Raw genomic sequence first — 17,512 nt, forward strand, 5'->3', positions numbered from 1 at the left:
GCGCCGCCTGCCGATCCCCTCTTCGCCGACCTTTCCTCGATCATGCCCCTGCTCAAGACCGCGCCGAACTTCCGCGACATCGGTGACCTGCCGGCCCGCGATGGCCGGCGGACCCGCTCCGGCCTCATCTACCGTTCCGACGCGCTCGACGCGCTGGATGCCGACGACCTCGCGCAGCTGGCGCGCATGGCACCCAAGGTCTGCTGCGACCTGCGCAGCGACGGCGAACGGCTGCAGCGGCCGCACCGCTGGCCGGAGGGGGCTGCGCCACGGGTGATGAACCTTGCGGTGGCCACCGACATCCGGGTGCTGATGCCCGAGCTGGTGCAAGGCCTGCGCGCCAACGCCACGGCCGACGGAGCGGCGGCGCTGATGCGCCATCTGTACCGCGATCTGCCGACCGTCTGCGTGCCGGTGCTGAAGCAGGTGTTCGCGCTGCTGCTCGACGAGCAGGCCGAGCATCTGCCGCTGGTGGTCAACTGCACCGCCGGCAAGGACCGCACCGGCTTCGTGGTGGCGATGCTGCTGCATGCCGTCGGCGTCGCCGAAGATGCGGTGCTCGACGACTACCTGCGCTCGAACGACGCGAGCAATCGCGACTCGCTGCAGCTGAAGGTCGCCAAGCTGCTGCAGGAGCTGCTCGGCGCCACTGCGCCGCCGGACATGCTGGCCGCGATCATCGCCGCGCGCGCCGACTACCTCGACGCCGCGCTGGCCGAGATCGGCGCCCGGCACGGCTCGATCGACGGCTACCTGGCGCAGGCGATCGGGCTCGACGACCGTCTGCGCGACCGCCTTGCCGGCCGCCTGCTGACCCACTGACATTCCCCCTGCTTCCGGAGCTGTTCTGATGAGCCTTGCCGAACTGTCGCTCGACGTTGCCACCGGCGTCGCGACGCTCACCCTCAACCGTCCCGACGTGCTCAATGCGCTCAACGTGCAGCTGGCCGAGGCGCTGCGTGCCGCCGTGGTGCCGCTGGCCGGGGATGCGCGCGTGCGCTGCGTGCTGCTGCAGGGCCAGGGCCGGGCCTTCATGGCCGGCGGCGACCTGTCCGGCTTCGCCGCCGATTTCGACACCGCCGACACGGTCATCGATGCGCTGCTCGACGCGCTGCATCCGGTGGTGGAAACGCTGCGCTCGATCGATGCGCCGGTGATTGCCGCCGTGCACGGCGCGGTGGCCGGCGCCGGCCTGTCGCTGATGGCGGCCTGCGATCTGGTGATCGCGGCGCAGGGCACCCGTTTCCTGCTCGCCTATGACCGCATCGGCGCGGCGCCGGACTGCGGCGGCACCTACTTCCTGCCGCGCCTGCTGGGCAGTCGCCGGGCGGCGGCGCTGATGTTCCTCAGCGAACAGCTCGACGCCGAGGCCGCGCTGGCGGCGGGCCTGGTCAACAAGGTGGTGGCCGCCGACCAGCTGGCCGCCGAAAGCGCAGCACTGGCCGCGAAGATCGCCAGCGGCCCGACGCAGGCCTTCGGCAACTACAAGCGGCTGGCGCAATCGACGTTCGGCAGCACGCTGCACGACCAGCTGGAAGCCGAGCGCGCCTCGTTCAAGAGCGCCACCAAGACGGCTGATTTCCGCGAAGGGGTCAGCGCTTTCCTGGCCAAACGGGCGGCTCATTTCCAGGGCCCGCAGGCCTAAGCTGCGGCGCGCCATCGCCCCATTCCTTTTCACGCCTCCGACCATGCTCACTGACGACCAGATCCAGATTCACGACGCCGCCCGCCGCTTCTCGCGCGAGGTGCTGGCTCCCGGCGCCGCCGCGCGCGAGAAAGCCCAGGCCATCGAACCGGCGGTGATCCAGGGCCTCGGCGAGATGGGCCTGCTCGGCATGACCGTGTCGCCGGACTACGACGGCGCCGGCGCCGACTACGTGTCCTACGCGCTGGCGCTGATGGCGGTGGCCGAAGGCGATGGTGCGGTGTCGACGATGATGTCGGTCCACAACGCGCCGTACTGCGCGATCCTCGAACGCTACGGCTCGGCTGCGCAGAAGGACGCGGTGCTGAAGCCGGCCGCGCGTGGCGAGTACATCGGCGCCTTCGCGCTGACTGAAAGCCACGCCGGCTCGGACGCCAGCGCGCTGCGCTCGCGCGCCGTGCTGAAGGGCGATCGCTATGTGATCAACGGCTCCAAGCAGTTCATCACCAGCGGCAGGATCGGCAAGTACGTGATCGTGTTCGCGGTCACCGATCCGGCCAATCCGAAGCGCGGCATCAGCGCCTTCCTGGTGCCGTCGTCCACACCCGGCTTCTCGGTGTCGAAGCTTGAACACAAGCTCGGCCAGAAGGCGTCCGACACCGCATCGCTGAGCTTCGACGACATGGAAGTGCCGGTCGAGCACCGCATCGGCGCCGAAGGCGAGGGCTACAAGATCGCGCTGTCGTCGCTGGAATCCGGGCGCATCGGCATTTCCGCACAGGCGGTCGGCATGGCGCAGTCTGCGCTCGATGCGGCGATCCGCTACGCCGGCGAGCGCAAGTCGTTCGGCACGGCGCTGCTCGGCCACCAGGCGGTCAGCTTCCGGCTGGTCGATGCCAAGACCAAGCTTGAAGCGGCGCGCCAGCTGGTGCTGTCGGCGGCGCGCATGAAGGACGCCGGAGTGCCCTGCCTGGAGCAGGCCTGCATGGCCAAGCTGTTTGCATCGGAAGTGGCCGAGGAAGTCTGCTCGGTGGCGATCCAGACCTTCGGCGGCTACGGCTATGTCGAGGATTTCCCGGTCGAGCGCATCTACCGCGATGTCCGCGTCTGCCAGATCTACGAGGGCACCTCGGACATTCAGAAGATCATCATCGGCCGCAGCCTCGCGGCCTGATCCGGGCTCCGTAACCGCGCGGCAAGATCAAGAACAGCCGGGGCGCAGCGTCCCGGCTTTTGATTTTCCCGAGGTCCGCGTGGTTGACCACCGTAGTCGCGGCACAAAAAAATCGGGCACCAGGCCCGATTTCTTTGTGCTGCCGGTGCCTGAAGCTTCAGGCCACCGCGTCCTTCAGCTTCTTCAGCGGGCGCACGCGGATCTTCAGCGAGGCCGGCTTGGCAGCGAACGTCTGCTCCTGGCCGGTGAAGCGGTTGATGCCCTTGCGCTTCGGCTTGGCCGGCACCTTCACAGCGGTGATCTTCAGGAAGCCCGGGAGCACGAAGCTGCCCGCACCCTTCTTGCTGACCGAGCCGGCGATCGCGCCTTCCAGCGCCTCCAGCACCTTCTTGACGCCCTTGGCGTCGATGCCGCTGCTCTCGACCAGATGGGCCACGAGGCCGGTCTTGTTCAGGGTTTCCTTGATCGGCTTGGCGGCGGCGGGCGCCGCAGCAGCTACCTTCGGCTTCGGCGCTGCCTTGGTGGCCGCTGCCTTCGTCGCTGCTGCTTTCTTGGGTGCCGGGGATGCTTTGGCCATGTTTCTCCTGCTTGTGTTCAGTGGGATGGACGACGCTGTGACCATGCACAGCAGCGGCGAGTATACGGACTGGCTGCAAGATTGCTGAATGAAGCTTGTTGACGCATGTCGGCGCAGTTGCAACGTCTGTCGCAAGGCGTTGCGCGCTCAGGCTACCAACTGCGGCAGCCACGCTGCTGGCGGCGCGGGTTCGCCCTCGTGGCGCAGCAGCTGCGGGCGACCGTCGAAGCCGTAACGAGCCTGCCAGTAATGCTGGCGCAGCGGTTCGAACAAGGTCAGTCGGCCATCGTGCTCGAACACGCCGGTGTCGATGAACAGCAGGTTGCCGCAGGCCAGCGGCCTTCGATCGTGTGCGTAGCTGTGGCCGGCGATGATCTGGTCGATGCCGGGCACCGGCTGCAAGGCGCGCGACAGCCGGGCCTGCAGCGTGTCGGTGAGTGCCTGCGGCGCCAGCAGCCGGTGCAGGCGTTCGCAGGCCGAGATCCGCCGACGGCCCCACAGCAGGCTGTCCTGCAGCGCCTCGGCATCGCCGCCATTCGAGAGGCCGGCGGCGCGCGGCGCGCGGGGCAGGTCGCGGTTCAGCGCTTCGACATCCGACCAGGCGGCGCCGATCGGCACTTCAGCGTGGACCAGGCCGATGCGCCGGCCGTCGCGCAGCGGCAAGGTCATCGCCAGCGGCAGGCCATCGACGCATCGCGCCAGCGCCCGCAGCTCGGCATCGGCCAAGGCCTGGCCCCACTGTCCGCCGTTGCGGTGCCAGAGCAGCGCGGAGGTCACGTCGTGCATCGAGTCCTGCAGCAGGGCTTCGTGGTTGCCGCGCAGCGAGTGGAACCACGGCAGCGTGGCCACGCGCTGCAGCAGTTCGAGGCTGTCCGGCCCGCGGTCGATCAGATCGCCGAGCGCGATCAGGCGATCGCGGCTCGGCTCGAAATGCACCGCCGCCAGCAGCCCGTCGAGCAGCGCGGCATGGCCGTGCACGTCGCCGACCACGAAGTCGCGACCGTCACGGTTCACCGGCAGCAGATGATGGGGCGTGTGGATCAGCACGAATGACGGGCGTGGTGCGGGTCGGCGACAGGGCTGGCGAGAATAACGGCAGCGGCAGCGCACTGACGTTGCAGGCGGGCGACCGTAGCACTGCCGGGCAGCGAAGCATCGGTGTCGGCCATCATCGGCGGCACCGGCGCGACGATCGGTGCGCCGGTGCTCACCTGGGGTCGGCGAAGGCCGTGCTGGCGCTGATGTAGCCCAGCGATTCGGCCAGTCGTTCCAGCTCCGCGCCGTTGCGCTCGCCGACGAAGCGCGCGCAGTACATCACGATCATCCAGCTCAACACTTCGGCAACGTCGTCGGTGGCGCCCGGGCGGCTCAGGCCCTTGCGCTGGATGATGCCGAGCGACACCCGGCTCTGCGCGCAGATGCGGTCGACCATGGTCTTGTAGAGGCTGGCGACGTTGCGATCGTAGGGCGCGGTGTCGTTGACCGCCGCAAGGATCGCCTGGTGCTTCTTGAACGTGGCCACCATGCCGACCAGCGCCTGCTTCAGTTCCTGGTGATCGGCGGCGTCGGCGTCGCTCATCCAGGTGCCGCTGCTGGCGATGATTTCCTCGGTCACCTGGCTCATCAGCCGTGCGACCAGCTCGCCCTTGTCGCGGAAGTGCAGATAGAACGTGCCGCGCGCGATGCCGGCTTCGTCGGTCAGCTGTTCGACGCTCAGCGCGGCGAAGCGATGGCCCTGTTCCAGCAGCCGCTCGGTGGCGGCCAGCAGGCGGTCCTCGATCGACTGCTTCGGCTGGTCCCCCTGCTTGGCGCGGGTGCGGCGGGTCGGGCGGGGCGCGATCTGCGTCATGGCGGCTCGGCGTGGGGAAAGAAGGCGGGCGGATGCGGCCGCCTGACAAGGCGACCGGAAGACAGTTTCGCATGAATTGTCATTATGTCTATTCAAAATTGACATAGTGTCAATTCATCGCAGATGATCTCGCCACGCCTTCCGATCCGCCCACTGCGGCGGCCGAGAAAGGGCGACCCTGCGAACGAGGAGCCACCGATGTATCCCGACAAACGCCAGCCCCCTGCGGACTGGATTGCCGCGCTGCGCCAGCGATTCCCGACCGAACGGGAAATCGATCGCATCCTGACCCGCAAGATGCAGCGCCGTGCCGGCCCCGGCTTCAAGCCGCTGGCGCTGGACACGCTGGTCGACGGCGTCCGCGCGCTGCTCGATGCCGAACTCAGCACCCCGTACGAACTGCGCGATGCGCGCTGGCTGTCCGGCGGCGCGTCGAAGCTGCAGATGGCGTTCACGCTCGAATGGCAGCACCCGCAGGACGGCCTGTCGTGCACGCCGATGGTGCTGCGCATGGAGCCGAGCGAATCGATCGTCGAAACCAGCCGCAAGCGCGAGTTCCAGCTGATCCGCGCGATGGAAGGCGTGGTGCCGGTGCCGCCGGTCTACTGGTGCGATTCGGAGGGCGAGTACCTGCCGTATCCGGCGCTGATCTATGGCTTCGCGCCCGGTGTCACCAAGCCCAGTGCCGCCGCCAGCGGCGTCAGCGGCCTCGGCACGCAGTTGCCGGCCGCCCTGCGCGCACAGTTGGCCCCGCAGTTCGTCGAGCATCTGGCGAAGATTCACACCGCCGATTTCCGCGACAAGGGGCTCGATGCCTTCGACATCCCGGCTGCCGGCACCACGCAATGCGCCGAATGGGGCGTGAACTGGTGGGCGCGGGTCTGGGAAGAGGATTCCGATGAAGACGTGCCGCTGATGCGGCTGGCCGAGGCCTGGCTGCGGGCGAACCTGCCGGTGCTCGATCGTGCGGTGATCGTCCATTCCGACTACCGCCTCGGCAATTTCCTGTTCACCGAGCACGACTGCCGGATCAGCGCCTGGCTGGACTGGGAGCTGGGCCGCATCGGTGATCGCCACCAGGATCTGGCCTGGACCACCAGCCGCGCATTCGGCGCGCTGGCCGAGGATGGCAAGACCTTCCTGACCTCTGGCCTGATGCCGGAAGCGGCATTCCTTGCCGCCTACGAGCAGGCCACGGGCTATGCGGTCGATGCCCGGACCATGCATTGGTACAAGGTCTACAACGCCTACATGATGGCAACGCTGAGTCTGGCTACCGGCTACCGCGCCGCTGCCGGCGGCAAGACCCACCAGGATGTGCTCGTCACCTGGTTGATCGGCATCGGGCCGATGCTGCTCGAGGAAATGCGCAGCCTCATCGAGGAGAGTCGCTGACATGCAGATGAGACCGCAGATCCAGTTGCAGGCGGTGATCAAGGCGCTCAGCGATGTCGTGCTGCCGGCCATTGATCCGGACAACAAGCTGGCGATCGAGCAGGGCAAGCTGTCGATTGGCCTGCTGGCGCTGCTGGCGCAGCAGTTGCCGGTGCAGTTCCAGTTCGACTGCGACGAACTGGCGCGGCTGATCGCCACTGCCGGCACGCTCGCCACCGACGCCCAGGGCGGAGCCGGCACGCAGGCCGCCGTCGCCGCGCTTAACGAGGCGACGCTGGTCGCCGGTCGCTGCCTTGACGCTGCACGGAGTTCGCCTGCCGACGTCGAGGCGCAGGTGCGCGCACTGCGCGTGGCCACCGGCACGCTGATCAGCGAAGTCCACCGCGATGGCGATGCCGCCTGCCAACCGAAGATCCAGCAGACCGTGCTGGCGATGTCGAAGGAACAGCTGCTGCGCGACCGCTCGATGATGCTGATGCAGGGCTGGGAGCCGGACCCGAAGGCGGTGCCGCCGCTCGCCGAACTGCTGGCCCGCTGAATCCCCGACCCACAAACCACGACCGAGGAACTGCCGATGACCCTTCCTGCCCACCCACGCACGCTGCCGGTGCTGGACCCCGTCAATGACGGCCGCCACAAACTGCGCGATCTGCCGCTGGAGCGCGAATCGATTCCCTACGTGATCGCGCTGCCCGAGCACGGCATCGCCGCCTTCGTCTACACCTGGGTGACCAAGGACAATCTCGCCGGCTCCGCACTCGCGGCCTACGGCCCGGGCATCGGCGACACGCCAGTGTTCGAGGCGGTCGACGGCATTCCGATGGGCCCTGAGAAGAACTTCGACGACTGGCAGGTCGGCAATCTGTACTTGTCGCAGGACCTGAAGTTGAAGACCGCGCGCTTCAAGGTGTCGACCGCGCGCGTGGTCATCGACGCGCAGTACGAAGCCGTGCAGCCGGCCTATGCCTACAGCTTCCATCCGGACGGCTGCCCGGCGTTTGCGGCGACCGATCGCCTTGAGCAGGCCGGCCGGGTGCGCGGCACCATCACGGTCGACGGCAAGGCGCTGCCATTCGACACCTTCTGCGCCCGCGACCATTCCTGGGGCACCCGTGACTGGGCGCAGCCGCAGCACTGGAAGTGGCTGCATGCCTACAACGCCGGCACCCAGCTGCATTTCTGGAAGATCGAGATCGGCGGTCGCAGCGTGCTGCGCGGCTATCTGAACCGTGACGGCGTGTTCGCCGAAGTCGCCGGTGTCGAAGTCGCGTTCACCACCGATGGCCGGTACCACCAGAAGACGATCAGCGCGACGGTCACTGACACCGCCGGCCGCAGCGCGAAGGTCGAAGGCGAGTATTTCGCAACCCTGATCATGCCGCCGGTGCCGACCTGCACCCTGGTTGAAGGCGCGATGCGCTGCACGATCGACGGCGAGGCGGCGGTGGGCTGGACCGAGTTCATGTGGCCGACCGATTACCTGGCGACGATGGCCGCGCTGCAGGGCTGAGCTTTTGCGGTCGCGCCGGGCTTCGCATTTCCCCCCACCGCGAAGCCGGGCGCATTTTTGTTCTGGCGGGCGATCCGGCTGGTGAAAGCGGACGCCCGGCACCACGCACTGGAGAGAGACCGTGATCAAGCCGCAGGACGCCGAATTCCATTTCCGGCCCGATTCCCACTGGCAGTGGGTGGAAACCATCGCGCTGTCGTTCCATGTGCCGGGCACCACGGTCAGCGGCATCGTCTACGTGCTGACCCGGCCGATGCTCGGCGTCTGCATGGCTGACATCACCATCCACGACCGGATCACCGATCTCTGGGAAGAGCAGATCTACATCGACAACCAGCAGCATCTGCCCTGCCCGAAGTCGCTGCTCGATTTCAGCCTGCCGAACGGCCTGAGCATCACCGCCACCGATCCGACCCGGCGTTATCACGCCCGCTACGAGGGCATCGACGACACCTCGTTCGATCTCGATTTCCAGGCCATCCACGAACCCTACGATCTCAACGATCCGGCGATGGACCCGCTGGCGGCTGGCCGTCACGGTCCGGCCTGGGACACCTCGTGGTCGGGCCATTACGACGTCACCTACAGAATCCGGGGCCGGCTGACCGTGCGCGGCCGGCAGTACGAGGTCGATTGCGTCGACACCGGCGACCGCAGCTGGGGCCCGCGCCCGGAGCGCGACAATTCCTCGGTGATCTGGTGGCATGCCAGCTTCGGCGAGCGGCTCACCGCGCATCTGTTTGTCGCCCATGATCTGGCCAAGACCAACGACTACGGCAAGCTGGTCAGCGGCTATGTGCTGGAAGACGGCAAGACCTACGGCATCACCGAATGCCGCGGCACCCAGGAGTACCGCAAGGCGGTGCCGATGGGTGGCGAGCTGGAAATCGTCGATGTCCGCGGCAAGCGCTTCCGGATGAGCTATTCGGCGCTGAACAGCTGCTACTGGGCGCCGTATCCGTCGAACACCTACCTGCAGAGCTACATGCGGGTCAGCTGCGAAGGCCAGCTCGGCTACGGCGTGCAGCAGATCGGCCTGAGCCGGGCCTACCTGACCCGCAACCGCGACGCGATCCGCGCGCGCTGCTGAAGCGCGCGGCCACCTACGGCGCCGCGCGACATAACGACACCCGAGGAGAGCGGCATGGCAGCAGTCGTCGACAAGAATCGTCCCAGCCCAGAATGGATCGCCGAGCTGCGCCGGCGCTTCCCCTGCGAAACCGAGATCGACCGGGTGCTGACCCGCAAGCTCGAACGCCGCGCCGGCCCGCCGTACGCGCCGGTGACCCTGGCCCAGCTGCAGGCCGGCACCGAATCCCTGCTGCGGACCCAGCTGGCCACGCCGTTCACGGTGCGCGACTGCCGCTGGCTGTCCGGTGGCGCGTCGAAGCTGCAGATGGCCTTCACGCTGGACTGGACGCCGCCAGGCGGCGCGCCGACGACGACGCCGCTGGTGCTGCGCATGGAGCCGTCGGAAGCGATCACCGAGACCAGCCGGCTGCGCGAGTTCCAGGTCATCAAGGCGCTGGAAGGCGTGGTGCCGGTGCCGCCGACCTACTGGATCGACGCCTACGGCGAGCACCTGCCGTATCCGGCGATCGTCTACGGCTTTGCCGAAGGCGTGACCAAGCCCTCGAAGTCGAGCAGCAACGTGTCCGGCGTCGGTACCTTCATGCCGCCGGAAATCCGTGCATCCCTCGGCCAGCAGTTCGTCGACCATCTGGCGGCCACGCACGCCTTCGACTGGGCCAAGGCCGAGCTGTCGGCCTACGACCGTCCGGCCGCCGGCACCCAGGCGCTGGAATGGGCGCTCAATCACTGGGAGCGGGTCTGGGAAGAGGATTGCAACGAAGACGTGCCGCTGATGCGCCTGACCATGGCCTGGCTGCGCCGCAACATGCCGGCGGTCGACCATGTCTCGGTGGTCCACGGCGACTACCGGCTCGGCAATTTCCTGTACACCGAACACGATCAGAAGATCAGCGCCTGGCTGGACTGGGAGCTGGCCTATCTCGGCGACCGCCACGAGGACCTGTCCTGGTGCGCGAAGAAGCCGTTCGGCCATCTCGCCGAAGACGGCAAGACCTTCCTGGTTGGCGGCTTCCTGCCGATGGAAGATTTCATCGCCCGTTATGAAAAGGCGTCCGGCCTCAAGGTCGATCCGAAGCGCATGCAGTACTACGACATCTTCAACAACTACAAGGCGGTCGCCATCGTGCTTGCTACCGGGTATCGCGCGCCGCGCAACGGCAAGACCCACCAGGACGTGCTGGTCAGCTGGATCACCGGCATTTCCTATTCGCTGCTCGACGAGTTGCGCACCCAGATGGCGGAGGTGGTCTGATGGAACTGCGTCCGAGTTTCCAGATTCCGGCGCTGATCAAGTCGCTGACCGATGTCGTGCTGCCGGCCGTCGATCCGGCCAACAAGCTGGCGCAGGAACAGGGTCAGCTGATCGTCGGCATGCTGCATCTGATCGCCCAGCGCCTGCCGCTGCAGTACCGCTATGACTGCGTCGAGCTGGACAGCTACCTGAAGCTGGCCGGACAGCTGGCGCCGCAGGCGGCCACGATTCCCGAGGCCAGCGCGGCGCTCGCTGCGCTGACTGCTGCCGTCGACGATGGCCGCCGCTTGCTTGCCGGCGCCGGCGTCGAACCGCCGGCACTGGAAGCGGCCAACCAGCGCCTGCGGGCGGCGGTCGGCGCGCTGGTGACGGCTGCTGCGGCAACGTCCGATGATGCGGCGCTGCGGGCCGTCAACACCGCCGTGATGGACCACGCGCAAGCGCAGCTGCTGCGCGAGCGCGCCTGGGTGGCGTTGCAGGGCTGGGAAGGCCCGGCGTCCGGCCTGCCGGCAGTGGAGACCTTGCTGGTGCGCTGAGCGCCGCAACGCGCGCTTTGCGGTGGAGGGCCGCCACGCGGTGTGTGGTGGGTGGCCCGGCCGCGCTGTTATCGTGGCCGCCGCGCCAATCGGACCGCCGACCATGAATTTCCAGCTCTCTCCCGCGCTGCTTGAACTGCAGGCGCGAACCCGCCGCTTCATCGCCGAGCAGGTGATCCCCTACGAGCGCGATCCTCGACAGACCGACCACGGCCCGACCGAGGCGCTGCGCGCCGAGCTGATCGCCCGCGCGCGGGACGCTGGTTTGCTGACCGTGCACGCCTCGAAGGCGCTCGGCGGCTTGCATCTGAGCCATATCGAGAAGGCCGTGGTTTTCGAGGAGGCGGGCTATTCGCCACTCGGTCCGGTGGCGATGAATATCCACGCGCCCGACGAGGGCAACATCCACTTGATGGAGGCGGTCGCCACCGACGCCCAGAAGGCGCGCTGGCTGGCGCCGCTGGTGGCCGGAAGAACGCGATCCTGTTTCGCGATGACCGAGCCGGCGCCGGGTGCCGGTTCCGATCCATCAATGCTGCAGACGACGGCCATTCGCGATGGCGATCACTACCGCATCACGGGCAGCAAATGGCTGATCACCGGTGCCGAAGGCGCGGCCTTCGCGATCATCATGGCGCGCCTGGAGGATGGCCGGGCGACGATGTTCCTTGCCGACATGGCGCAGCCGGCCATCGTCATCGAGCGGCAGATGGATTCCCTGGATCGCTGCTTTGCCGGCGGTCATTGCGTGGTCCACTTCAATGATCTGCGGGTGCCGGCCAGCGACGTGCTTGGCGAAGTCGGCGAAGGCTTCCGCTATGCCCAGGTGCGGCTGGCGCCGGCGCGTCTGACCCATTGCATGCGCTGGCTCGGCGCCGCTCGCCGCGCCCACGATGTGGCGCTCGATTACGCCCGGCGACGCCAGGCTTTCGGCAAGCGGCTTGGCGATCACGAGGGCGTCGGTTTCATGCTGGCCGACAACGATATGGATCTGCATCTGGCGCGGATGGCGATCGGCTATTGCGCCGAAGTGCTTGATCGCGCCGACGCGGGGGAAGCAGGCGGTGCCGCGCGCGCGAACTTCGAATCGTCGCGTACCAAGGTGATCTGCTCGGAGAAGACCTGGGCCGTCGTCGATCGCAGCGTGCAGGTGCTGGGCGGCAGTGGTGTGACCGGCGAGACCATCGTCGAGCGCATCTTCCGTGACATCCGCCCGTTCCGGATCTATGACGGTCCCAGCGAAGTGCATCGCTGGAGTCTCGCCAAGAAATTGCTGAAAGCCTGAAGGTTGCGGTGCAGATGTGCTGTGGGAACTCTGCGTGCGGACGCGAAGCTGGGCGGACGTCGGCTGATGACGGTATGGACGGTTCGCAGTGGACCCCGTGTTGCTCCTCGATGGAGGTGCTGAATGGCGCGCGGCTTGATTCGGGAAATCGTGACAGTGGAATGCCCTGCGATTGGATGAATCGGCGGGGCGTGTAGAATCCAGTCTCCATCCCTGAAGAAGAACTCCATGTCCGACTCCGAAAACACCGAATCGAGCGCTGGAACCCGCGTCACGGGTGTCAGCGCCAAGATCCTGAGCCTGCTGGGCGCAGGCGCGCGATCGACGACCGATCTGATCAATGAAGGCGGGTTTTCGAGTGCGGCCGCATTCCTGAATCTGAAGAAGCTGAAAGACCAGGGCCTGGTCGAGACCGAGCGCGATGGTCGCAACGTGATCTATCGCCTTGCTGACGCCGCGTCTGCCGTCGCGATCGCCGACGCGCCGCGTCGCGGCCGCAAGAAGGGCTCCAAGAACAAGGCGGCGTCGTCGGCCAAGGCCGGCGGCAAGCGTGGCCGCAAGGCGGCAGCTGCAGAAACCGGCGAAACCGGCAACCTGAGCGGCGCGCTGGCCGCGATCGCCAGCCGCTTCGCTCCGGTTGCGGACCTGAAGCAGAAGGTGGCCGTGCTGGATCAGCTGGCCCAGTCTCTGCCGCGCGAAGTGGCCGCCGTGCTGAAGGCGATCAAGAGCGATCTGACGCGCTGACACCGGGCTTGCGGTCCTGCCCGGCTGTGGAGCAGGACCGGCAGCATCGGCGCGAAGGAGCGCCTCGCTGCGGCTGCCATCGGAAACGATGACCGTCGCTCAGCGATGTGCCGTCACCTGCGTCTCGGCGAGCAGTTCGAATACCGGATAGGGATGCCGGAAACAAGAACGGCCACTCGAAGTGGCCGTTCTTGTTGTGCTGCTTAATGAAGTGGTCGGGGCGACAGGATTTGAACCTGCGACCACTTGCCCCCCAGGCAAGTGCGCTACCAGACTGCGCTACGCCCCGCGAGTTGTGATTGTAGCCTGCCCTGAAGGCGGCAGGCGAGCTTCAAGGCCAGCTCAGTAAGGCCAGCGGTCCAGCAGGGACTGCAGTTCCAGCCGGATATCGCGCAGCTGCTGCTGCCGGTCTCCACCGTTAGCCGGTGCTGCGGTCGGCGGAACAACCGGCTCGGTGTCGGGCACATCCTTCAGACGCAGGCGCGCGGCGCCGATCGTGTAGCCCTGCTCATAAAGCAAGCTGCGGATGCGCCGCACCATCTCGACATCGCCTTGTTGGTAGTAGCGACGGTTGCCGCGCCGCTTCGCCGGTTTCAGCTGTGGGAATTCCTGCTCCCAGTAGCGCAGCACGTGCGCCTTGACGCCGCACAGGTCGCTGACTTCCCCGATCGCGAAATAGCGCTTGGCTGGGATTTCGGGCAGCGGCGCCAGCTTATGCGTCGTCTTCATCGACGCTGACTCGCAGGCGCAGTTTCTGGCCAGGACGGAAGGTGACGACACGACGGGCGGAGATCGGAATCTCTTCGCCGGTCTTCGGATTGCGGCCAGGACGCTGGCTCTTGTCGCGGAGTTCGAAGTTGCCGAACCCCGACAGCTTCACTTCTTCACCGTGTTCCAGGCGCTCGCGCACTTCCTCGAAGAAGTAATCCACGAACTCCTTAGCTTCCCGCTTGTTCAGGCCCAGTTCCTCGAACAGGGCTTCGGCCAATTCGGCTTTGGTCAACGCCACGATTGTCAGTCTCTTACCAAACCACCCAGTCGGGCATGAACGCTGGCGGCAACGGAATGCGCGGCGGCGTCGACTTCCTCCACATTCAGCGTGCGGGAATAATCCTGAAAAATCAAGCCGAAGGCGATGCTTTTGCGTCCGGCGGGAAGGCCTGTTCCGCGGTAGACATCGAAGATCTGAAGGTGCCGGAGCAGTGGGCCGGCCGCCTCCCGGATGACCCCGGAAAGTGCATCGGATGTCACCGATTCGTCGACCACGAAGGCAAGATCGCGGCGCGACGACGGGAACTCCGACACGCCGCCCGGTGCCGGCAGGGCGATGTCGCGGACAGCGGCCCAGTCCAGTTCGAACAGGTACAGCGCGTCCGGGATGTCGAGCACCTCCGCAAGCTTCGGATGCAGCGCACCGAGCCAGCCGACGGCCACACCGTCGCGAACGATCCGCGCCGTGCGGCCCGGATGCAGGGCAGGGTGCTGGGCGGCCTCGTACAGAAGCGCGCTGCCGAACAGCGCCTCGAGATCAGCCTTGGCGTCGAAGAAATCGACCGGACGGGCCGCAGCGCCCCATTGCTCGGGCTGAGCCGGGCCGGCGATCAGGCCGGCGAGCCGCGCGTCCTCGCGATTGGCGTCGCCCGCCAGCGCGTAGACCGCGCCGGCCTCGAACAGCCGGGCGCGCTTCTGCTGGCGCTGCCGGTTGTACTGCCAGGTCGGGATCAGGCCGCTCCAGATCGTCGTCCGCATGACCGCCATGGTCTCGGCGATCGGGTTGTCGAGCGGCACGCCTGGCGTGGCGGGATCGAGCTGCGCCTGGATTTTCGGATCGACGAAGCTGTAGGTGACGACTTCCTGATAGCCGCGCGCGATCAGGGCGTCCTTGACCCGGTCGAGCTGCCGCGTCGTCTCCTTGGCCGAGAACGGCGCCAGTTCGGCGGCATAGGCGCGCGGGGCGATGTTGTCGTAGCCATGCAGGCGGCCGATTTCCTCGACCAGGTCCGCTTCGATCCGCAGGTCATGGCGGTGCGGCGGCACCTTGACCTTCCAGCTGCTGGCACCGGTCGGCGCAACGCTCATCCCGAGGCTTTGCAGCAGCGGCACGATGCGGCTGGCGGGAATCTCGCAGCCGAGCAGGCGGTTGACCTGCGAATGGCGAAGCGCGATTTCGGCAACGTGGTGCGGCGCGGTGCCGACCTCGACGATCGGTCCGGCGCGGCCGCCGCAGATGTCCTGGACCAGCGCCGTCGCGCGTTCCAGCGCCTGCCGCTGCAGGGCCGGGTCGACGCCGCGCTCGAAACGGTAGCGGGAGTCCGACAGCAGCTTGTGGCGGCGTCCGCCGGTGGCGATGGTGACCGGCTCGAAGCAGGCGGATTCCAGGAAGATGGTCGTGGTGGCGGCCGAACAGCCGGAGGCATCGCCGCCCATGATGCCGGCCAGTGCCAGCGGGCCGCTGTCGTCGCAGATCAGCAGGTCGCGCGCGTCCAGGCTCAGGGTCTGTTCGTTGAGCAGCTTGAGCTGCTCGCCGGCACGGGCACGGCGCACGCGGATCGCGCCCCGCAGCTTGGCGGCGTCGAAGCCGTGCATCGGCTGGCCGAGTTCGAGCAGCACGTAGTTGGTGATGTCGACCACCGGGTGGATCGCGCGGATGCCGGAGCGGCGCAGCCGTTCGACCATCCAGTCCGGCGTGCGTGCGGCTGCGTTCAGGCCTTCCACGACCCGGCCGACGTAATGCGGGCAAGCGGCCGCATCCTCGACGACGACGTTGATCCGCGTTTCCGGCTCGACCACGGCGGGCTTGATGCGCGGCGCGCTGACCGGAATGCCGTACAGCGCCGCCGTTTCGCGGGCGAGGCCGGCAATGCTCAGGCAGTCGCCACGGTTGGGCGTCAGCTCCAGCACCAGGATGTTGTCGACCAGGCCGAGATGCCGCTCGATCGGCGTGCCGGGCTTGGCGCCCGGATCGAGCTCCAGCAGGCCTTCGGATTTCTCGGCCAGGCCCAGCTCGGAGGCCGAACACAGCATGCCGCTGGATTCGACGCCACGCAGCGCGGCCTTGGTGATCTGGGTGCCGCTCGGCAAGATCGCGCCGGGCAGGGCCGCCGGCACCAGGATGCCCGGACGGGCGTTGGCGGCGCCGCAGACGATCTGCAGCACCTCGCCAGTGCCGGCATCGACTTCGCAGACCCTTAGGCGATCGGCCTGCGGATGCGGTGCCGTCTTGAGGATCCGGCCCACGACGATGCCGTTCGGCAGCACGGACAGCATCGCCTCGGCTTCGGCCTCGAGGCCAGCCATGTTCAGTTTGTGCGCGAGTTCGGTGGCGGTGGCCGGCGGGTTCACCCACTCGCGCAGCCAGTTTTCGGAAAGCTTCACTTGAACTGCTCCAGGAAGCGCAGGTCGTTGTTGAAGAACAGGCGCAGGTCGTCGACGCCGTAGCGCAACATGGTCAGGCGTTCCACGCCCATGCCGAATGCGTAGCCGGTGTAGCGCTCGGGGTCGATGCCGACTGCCGCCAGCACGTTCGGATGGACCACGCCGCAGCCCAGCACTTCGAGCCAACGCGTGCCCTTGTCGGGATCGCCCCAGCGGATGTGGACGTCGGCGCCGGGTTCCACGAACGGGAAGTACGAGGGACGGAACAGCGCTTCGACATCGCGTTCGAAGAACAGCTTGAGGAACGTGGTCAGATCATGTTTCAGATCGGCAAGGCCCACGTTTTCAGCGACATACAGGCCTTCGACCTGATGGAACATCGGGCTGTGGGTGCGATCGAAATCGACCCGGTAGACCCGGCCCGGGCAAATGATGCGGATCGGTGGTTTGCGGTCGAGCATGGTCCGCACCTGCACCGGGCTGGTGTGGGTGCGCAGCAGGCGCGCGCCGTTCAGCGCGTAGAAGGTGTCCTGCATCGCCCGCGCCGGGTGCGATTCGGGAATGTTCAGCGCCTGGAAGTTGTGCCAGTCATCCTCGATTTCCGGGCCTTGCACCGATTCGAAGCCCATCGAGTTGAAGATCTGCTCGATGCGGCGAATCGTCCGCGACACCGGATGCAGGGCGCCGGCCGGTTCGCCGCGGCCAGGCAACGTGACATCAATGGTTTCCGAGGCCAGACGGCGTTCGAGTTCGACGTCGGCAAGCGCGCGGGCGCGGGCTTCGAGCTGCGTCGACAACAGCTCCTTGACCTTGTTGACCTGCTCGCCGAAGGCTTTGCGCTGCTCGTGCGGCAGGCTACCCAAGCTTTTCAGCAGGTCGGTGACTCGGCCCTTCTTGCCGAGCAGGTCGACGCGAAGCGCCTCGATGGCGCGCGGATCGCCGGCGGCGGCAATTTCCGCCTGGGCGCTGTGCAGCAGATCGTCGAGGTGAGGTGTTGAAGTCGCGTTCATGGCAACGGAACTCGTGAATTCAGGGGAATTCGAGGGCACAAAAAAGGGGAGAGGCGAATGACGCCGCT

General features: G+C 67.1%; 18 protein-coding genes and 1 tRNA gene. 11 read left to right on the plus strand and 8 right to left on the minus strand.

Annotation, left to right across the window (positions count from 1 at the left end):
- The first annotated feature begins 42 nt into the window (after positions 1 to 42).
- The 3 genes from ACTIGJ_RS05650 to ACTIGJ_RS05660 are packed head-to-tail and all read left to right on the plus strand — an operon-like array spanning position 43 to position 2,819.
- The gene (locus ACTIGJ_RS05650) at positions 43 to 822 is read left to right on the plus strand and encodes a tyrosine-protein phosphatase (protein WP_439639309.1); all 780 of its coding nucleotides are present in this window, start codon (positions 43 to 45) and stop codon (positions 820 to 822) included.
- 28 nt (positions 823 to 850) lie between these two features.
- The gene (locus ACTIGJ_RS05655) at positions 851 to 1,645 is read left to right on the plus strand and encodes an enoyl-CoA hydratase/isomerase family protein (protein ID WP_439639310.1); all 795 of its coding nucleotides are present in this window, start codon (positions 851 to 853) and stop codon (positions 1,643 to 1,645) included.
- A gap of 43 nt (positions 1,646 to 1,688) precedes the next feature.
- Complete coding sequence (locus ACTIGJ_RS05660; protein WP_439639311.1) at positions 1,689 to 2,819, plus strand: acyl-CoA dehydrogenase family protein; 1,131 nt, start codon at positions 1,689 to 1,691, stop codon at positions 2,817 to 2,819.
- A gap of 157 nt (positions 2,820 to 2,976) precedes the next feature.
- Here ACTIGJ_RS05660 and ACTIGJ_RS05665 read toward each other — a convergent pair whose 3' ends face one another.
- The 3 genes from ACTIGJ_RS05665 to ACTIGJ_RS05675 all read right to left on the minus strand — a co-directional run bounded on the left by ACTIGJ_RS05665 (position 2,977) and on the right by ACTIGJ_RS05675 (position 5,245).
- Positions 2,977 to 3,396, minus strand: coding sequence for an HU family DNA-binding protein (locus ACTIGJ_RS05665; protein WP_439639312.1), 420 nt, complete (start codon positions 3,394 to 3,396; stop codon positions 2,977 to 2,979).
- 147 nt (positions 3,397 to 3,543) lie between these two features.
- On the minus strand, positions 3,544 to 4,410 hold the full coding sequence (locus ACTIGJ_RS05670; RefSeq protein WP_439639313.1) for a metallophosphoesterase: 867 nt from the start codon (positions 4,408 to 4,410) through the stop codon (positions 3,544 to 3,546).
- A gap of 193 nt (positions 4,411 to 4,603) precedes the next feature.
- The gene (locus ACTIGJ_RS05675) at positions 4,604 to 5,245 is read right to left on the minus strand and encodes a TetR/AcrR family transcriptional regulator (protein ID WP_439639314.1); all 642 of its coding nucleotides are present in this window, start codon (positions 5,243 to 5,245) and stop codon (positions 4,604 to 4,606) included.
- Between the two features lie 198 nt (positions 5,246 to 5,443).
- Here ACTIGJ_RS05675 and ACTIGJ_RS05680 point away from each other — a divergent pair, with 198 nt between their 5' ends.
- The 8 genes from ACTIGJ_RS05680 to ACTIGJ_RS05715 all read left to right on the plus strand — a co-directional run bounded on the left by ACTIGJ_RS05680 (position 5,444) and on the right by ACTIGJ_RS05715 (position 13,059).
- Positions 5,444 to 6,640 (plus strand): phosphotransferase family protein, encoded by a 1,197-nt coding sequence (locus ACTIGJ_RS05680; RefSeq protein ID WP_439639315.1) that lies wholly within the window; start codon positions 5,444 to 5,446, stop codon positions 6,638 to 6,640.
- A gap of 1 nt (position 6,641) precedes the next feature.
- On the plus strand, positions 6,642 to 7,178 hold the full coding sequence (locus ACTIGJ_RS05685; RefSeq protein WP_439639316.1) for a hypothetical protein: 537 nt from the start codon (positions 6,642 to 6,644) through the stop codon (positions 7,176 to 7,178).
- Between the two features lie 36 nt (positions 7,179 to 7,214).
- On the plus strand, positions 7,215 to 8,150 hold the full coding sequence (locus ACTIGJ_RS05690; protein ID WP_439639317.1) for a DUF7064 domain-containing protein: 936 nt from the start codon (positions 7,215 to 7,217) through the stop codon (positions 8,148 to 8,150).
- Positions 8,151 to 8,271: 121 nt separating this feature from the next.
- Positions 8,272 to 9,240 (plus strand): DUF7064 domain-containing protein, encoded by a 969-nt coding sequence (locus ACTIGJ_RS05695; RefSeq protein ID WP_439639318.1) that lies wholly within the window; start codon positions 8,272 to 8,274, stop codon positions 9,238 to 9,240.
- 54 nt (positions 9,241 to 9,294) lie between these two features.
- Positions 9,295 to 10,494, plus strand: coding sequence for a phosphotransferase family protein (locus ACTIGJ_RS05700; protein WP_439639319.1), 1,200 nt, complete (start codon positions 9,295 to 9,297; stop codon positions 10,492 to 10,494).
- Positions 10,494 to 11,030 (plus strand): hypothetical protein, encoded by a 537-nt coding sequence (locus ACTIGJ_RS05705; RefSeq protein WP_439639320.1) that lies wholly within the window; start codon positions 10,494 to 10,496, stop codon positions 11,028 to 11,030. The genes ACTIGJ_RS05700 and ACTIGJ_RS05705 overlap by 1 nt, the downstream gene beginning before the upstream one ends.
- A 103-nt stretch (positions 11,031 to 11,133) precedes the next feature.
- Positions 11,134 to 12,315: an acyl-CoA dehydrogenase family protein gene (locus ACTIGJ_RS05710; protein WP_439639321.1), complete on the plus strand. Its 1,182-nt coding sequence runs from the start codon at positions 11,134 to 11,136 to the stop codon at positions 12,313 to 12,315.
- A 228-nt stretch (positions 12,316 to 12,543) separates the two neighbouring features.
- On the plus strand, positions 12,544 to 13,059 hold the full coding sequence (locus ACTIGJ_RS05715; RefSeq protein ID WP_439639322.1) for a hypothetical protein: 516 nt from the start codon (positions 12,544 to 12,546) through the stop codon (positions 13,057 to 13,059).
- A 212-nt stretch (positions 13,060 to 13,271) separates the two neighbouring features.
- Here ACTIGJ_RS05715 and ACTIGJ_RS05720 read toward each other — a convergent pair.
- From ACTIGJ_RS05720 to pheS, 5 genes are all read right to left on the minus strand, one after another.
- Positions 13,272 to 13,348: transfer RNA gene (locus ACTIGJ_RS05720), tRNA-Pro, on the minus strand.
- A gap of 53 nt (positions 13,349 to 13,401) precedes the next feature.
- Positions 13,402 to 13,788: a MerR family transcriptional regulator gene (locus ACTIGJ_RS05725; RefSeq protein WP_439639423.1), complete on the minus strand. Its 387-nt coding sequence runs from the start codon at positions 13,786 to 13,788 to the stop codon at positions 13,402 to 13,404.
- A complete protein-coding gene (locus tag ACTIGJ_RS05730; protein ID WP_439639424.1) occupies positions 13,772 to 14,071 on the minus strand; it encodes an integration host factor subunit alpha in 300 nt (99 codons plus the stop codon). Before ACTIGJ_RS05730 ends, ACTIGJ_RS05725 begins: the two co-directional genes overlap by 17 nt.
- Positions 14,072 to 14,073: 2 nt before the next feature.
- Positions 14,074 to 16,434, minus strand: a complete 2,361-nt coding sequence (gene pheT / locus ACTIGJ_RS05735) for a phenylalanine--tRNA ligase subunit beta (protein WP_439639323.1) — start codon at positions 16,432 to 16,434, stop codon at positions 14,074 to 14,076.
- On the minus strand, positions 16,431 to 17,444 hold the full coding sequence (gene pheS, locus ACTIGJ_RS05740; protein WP_439639324.1) for a phenylalanine--tRNA ligase subunit alpha: 1,014 nt from the start codon (positions 17,442 to 17,444) through the stop codon (positions 16,431 to 16,433). The genes pheT and pheS overlap by 4 nt, the downstream gene beginning before the upstream one ends.
- Positions 17,445 to 17,512: the final 68 nt, after the last annotated feature.

Source organism: Nevskia sp. (assembly GCF_051860985.1).
Lineage (GTDB): Bacteria > Pseudomonadota > Gammaproteobacteria > Nevskiales > Nevskiaceae > Nevskia.

What these genes read in the sequence shown, in the direction of transcription:
- ACTIGJ_RS05650 (WP_439639309.1), top strand. Translation starts at nt 43, where the DNA reads ATGCCCCTGCTCAAGACCGCGCCGAACTTCCGCGACATCGGTGACCTG.
- ACTIGJ_RS05655 (WP_439639310.1), top strand. Translation starts at nt 851, where the DNA reads ATGAGCCTTGCCGAACTGTCGCTCGACGTTGCCACCGGCGTCGCGACG.
- ACTIGJ_RS05660 (WP_439639311.1), top strand. Translation starts at nt 1,689, where the DNA reads ATGCTCACTGACGACCAGATCCAGATTCACGACGCCGCCCGCCGCTTC.
- ACTIGJ_RS05665 (WP_439639312.1), bottom strand. Translation starts at nt 3,396, where the DNA reads ATGGCCAAAGCATCCCCGGCACCCAAGAAAGCAGCAGCGACGAAGGCA.
- ACTIGJ_RS05675 (WP_439639314.1), bottom strand. Translation starts at nt 5,245, where the DNA reads ATGACGCAGATCGCGCCCCGCCCGACCCGCCGCACCCGCGCCAAGCAG.
- ACTIGJ_RS05680 (WP_439639315.1), top strand. Translation starts at nt 5,444, where the DNA reads ATGTATCCCGACAAACGCCAGCCCCCTGCGGACTGGATTGCCGCGCTG.
- ACTIGJ_RS05685 (WP_439639316.1), top strand. Translation starts at nt 6,642, where the DNA reads ATGCAGATGAGACCGCAGATCCAGTTGCAGGCGGTGATCAAGGCGCTC.
- ACTIGJ_RS05690 (WP_439639317.1), top strand. Translation starts at nt 7,215, where the DNA reads ATGACCCTTCCTGCCCACCCACGCACGCTGCCGGTGCTGGACCCCGTC.
- ACTIGJ_RS05700 (WP_439639319.1), top strand. Translation starts at nt 9,295, where the DNA reads ATGGCAGCAGTCGTCGACAAGAATCGTCCCAGCCCAGAATGGATCGCC.
- ACTIGJ_RS05705 (WP_439639320.1), top strand. Translation starts at nt 10,494, where the DNA reads ATGGAACTGCGTCCGAGTTTCCAGATTCCGGCGCTGATCAAGTCGCTG.
- ACTIGJ_RS05710 (WP_439639321.1), top strand. Translation starts at nt 11,134, where the DNA reads ATGAATTTCCAGCTCTCTCCCGCGCTGCTTGAACTGCAGGCGCGAACC.
- ACTIGJ_RS05715 (WP_439639322.1), top strand. Translation starts at nt 12,544, where the DNA reads ATGTCCGACTCCGAAAACACCGAATCGAGCGCTGGAACCCGCGTCACG.
- ACTIGJ_RS05725 (WP_439639423.1), bottom strand. Translation starts at nt 13,788, where the DNA reads ATGAAGACGACGCATAAGCTGGCGCCGCTGCCCGAAATCCCAGCCAAG.
- pheS (WP_439639324.1), bottom strand. Translation starts at nt 17,444, where the DNA reads ATGAACGCGACTTCAACACCTCACCTCGACGATCTGCTGCACAGCGCC.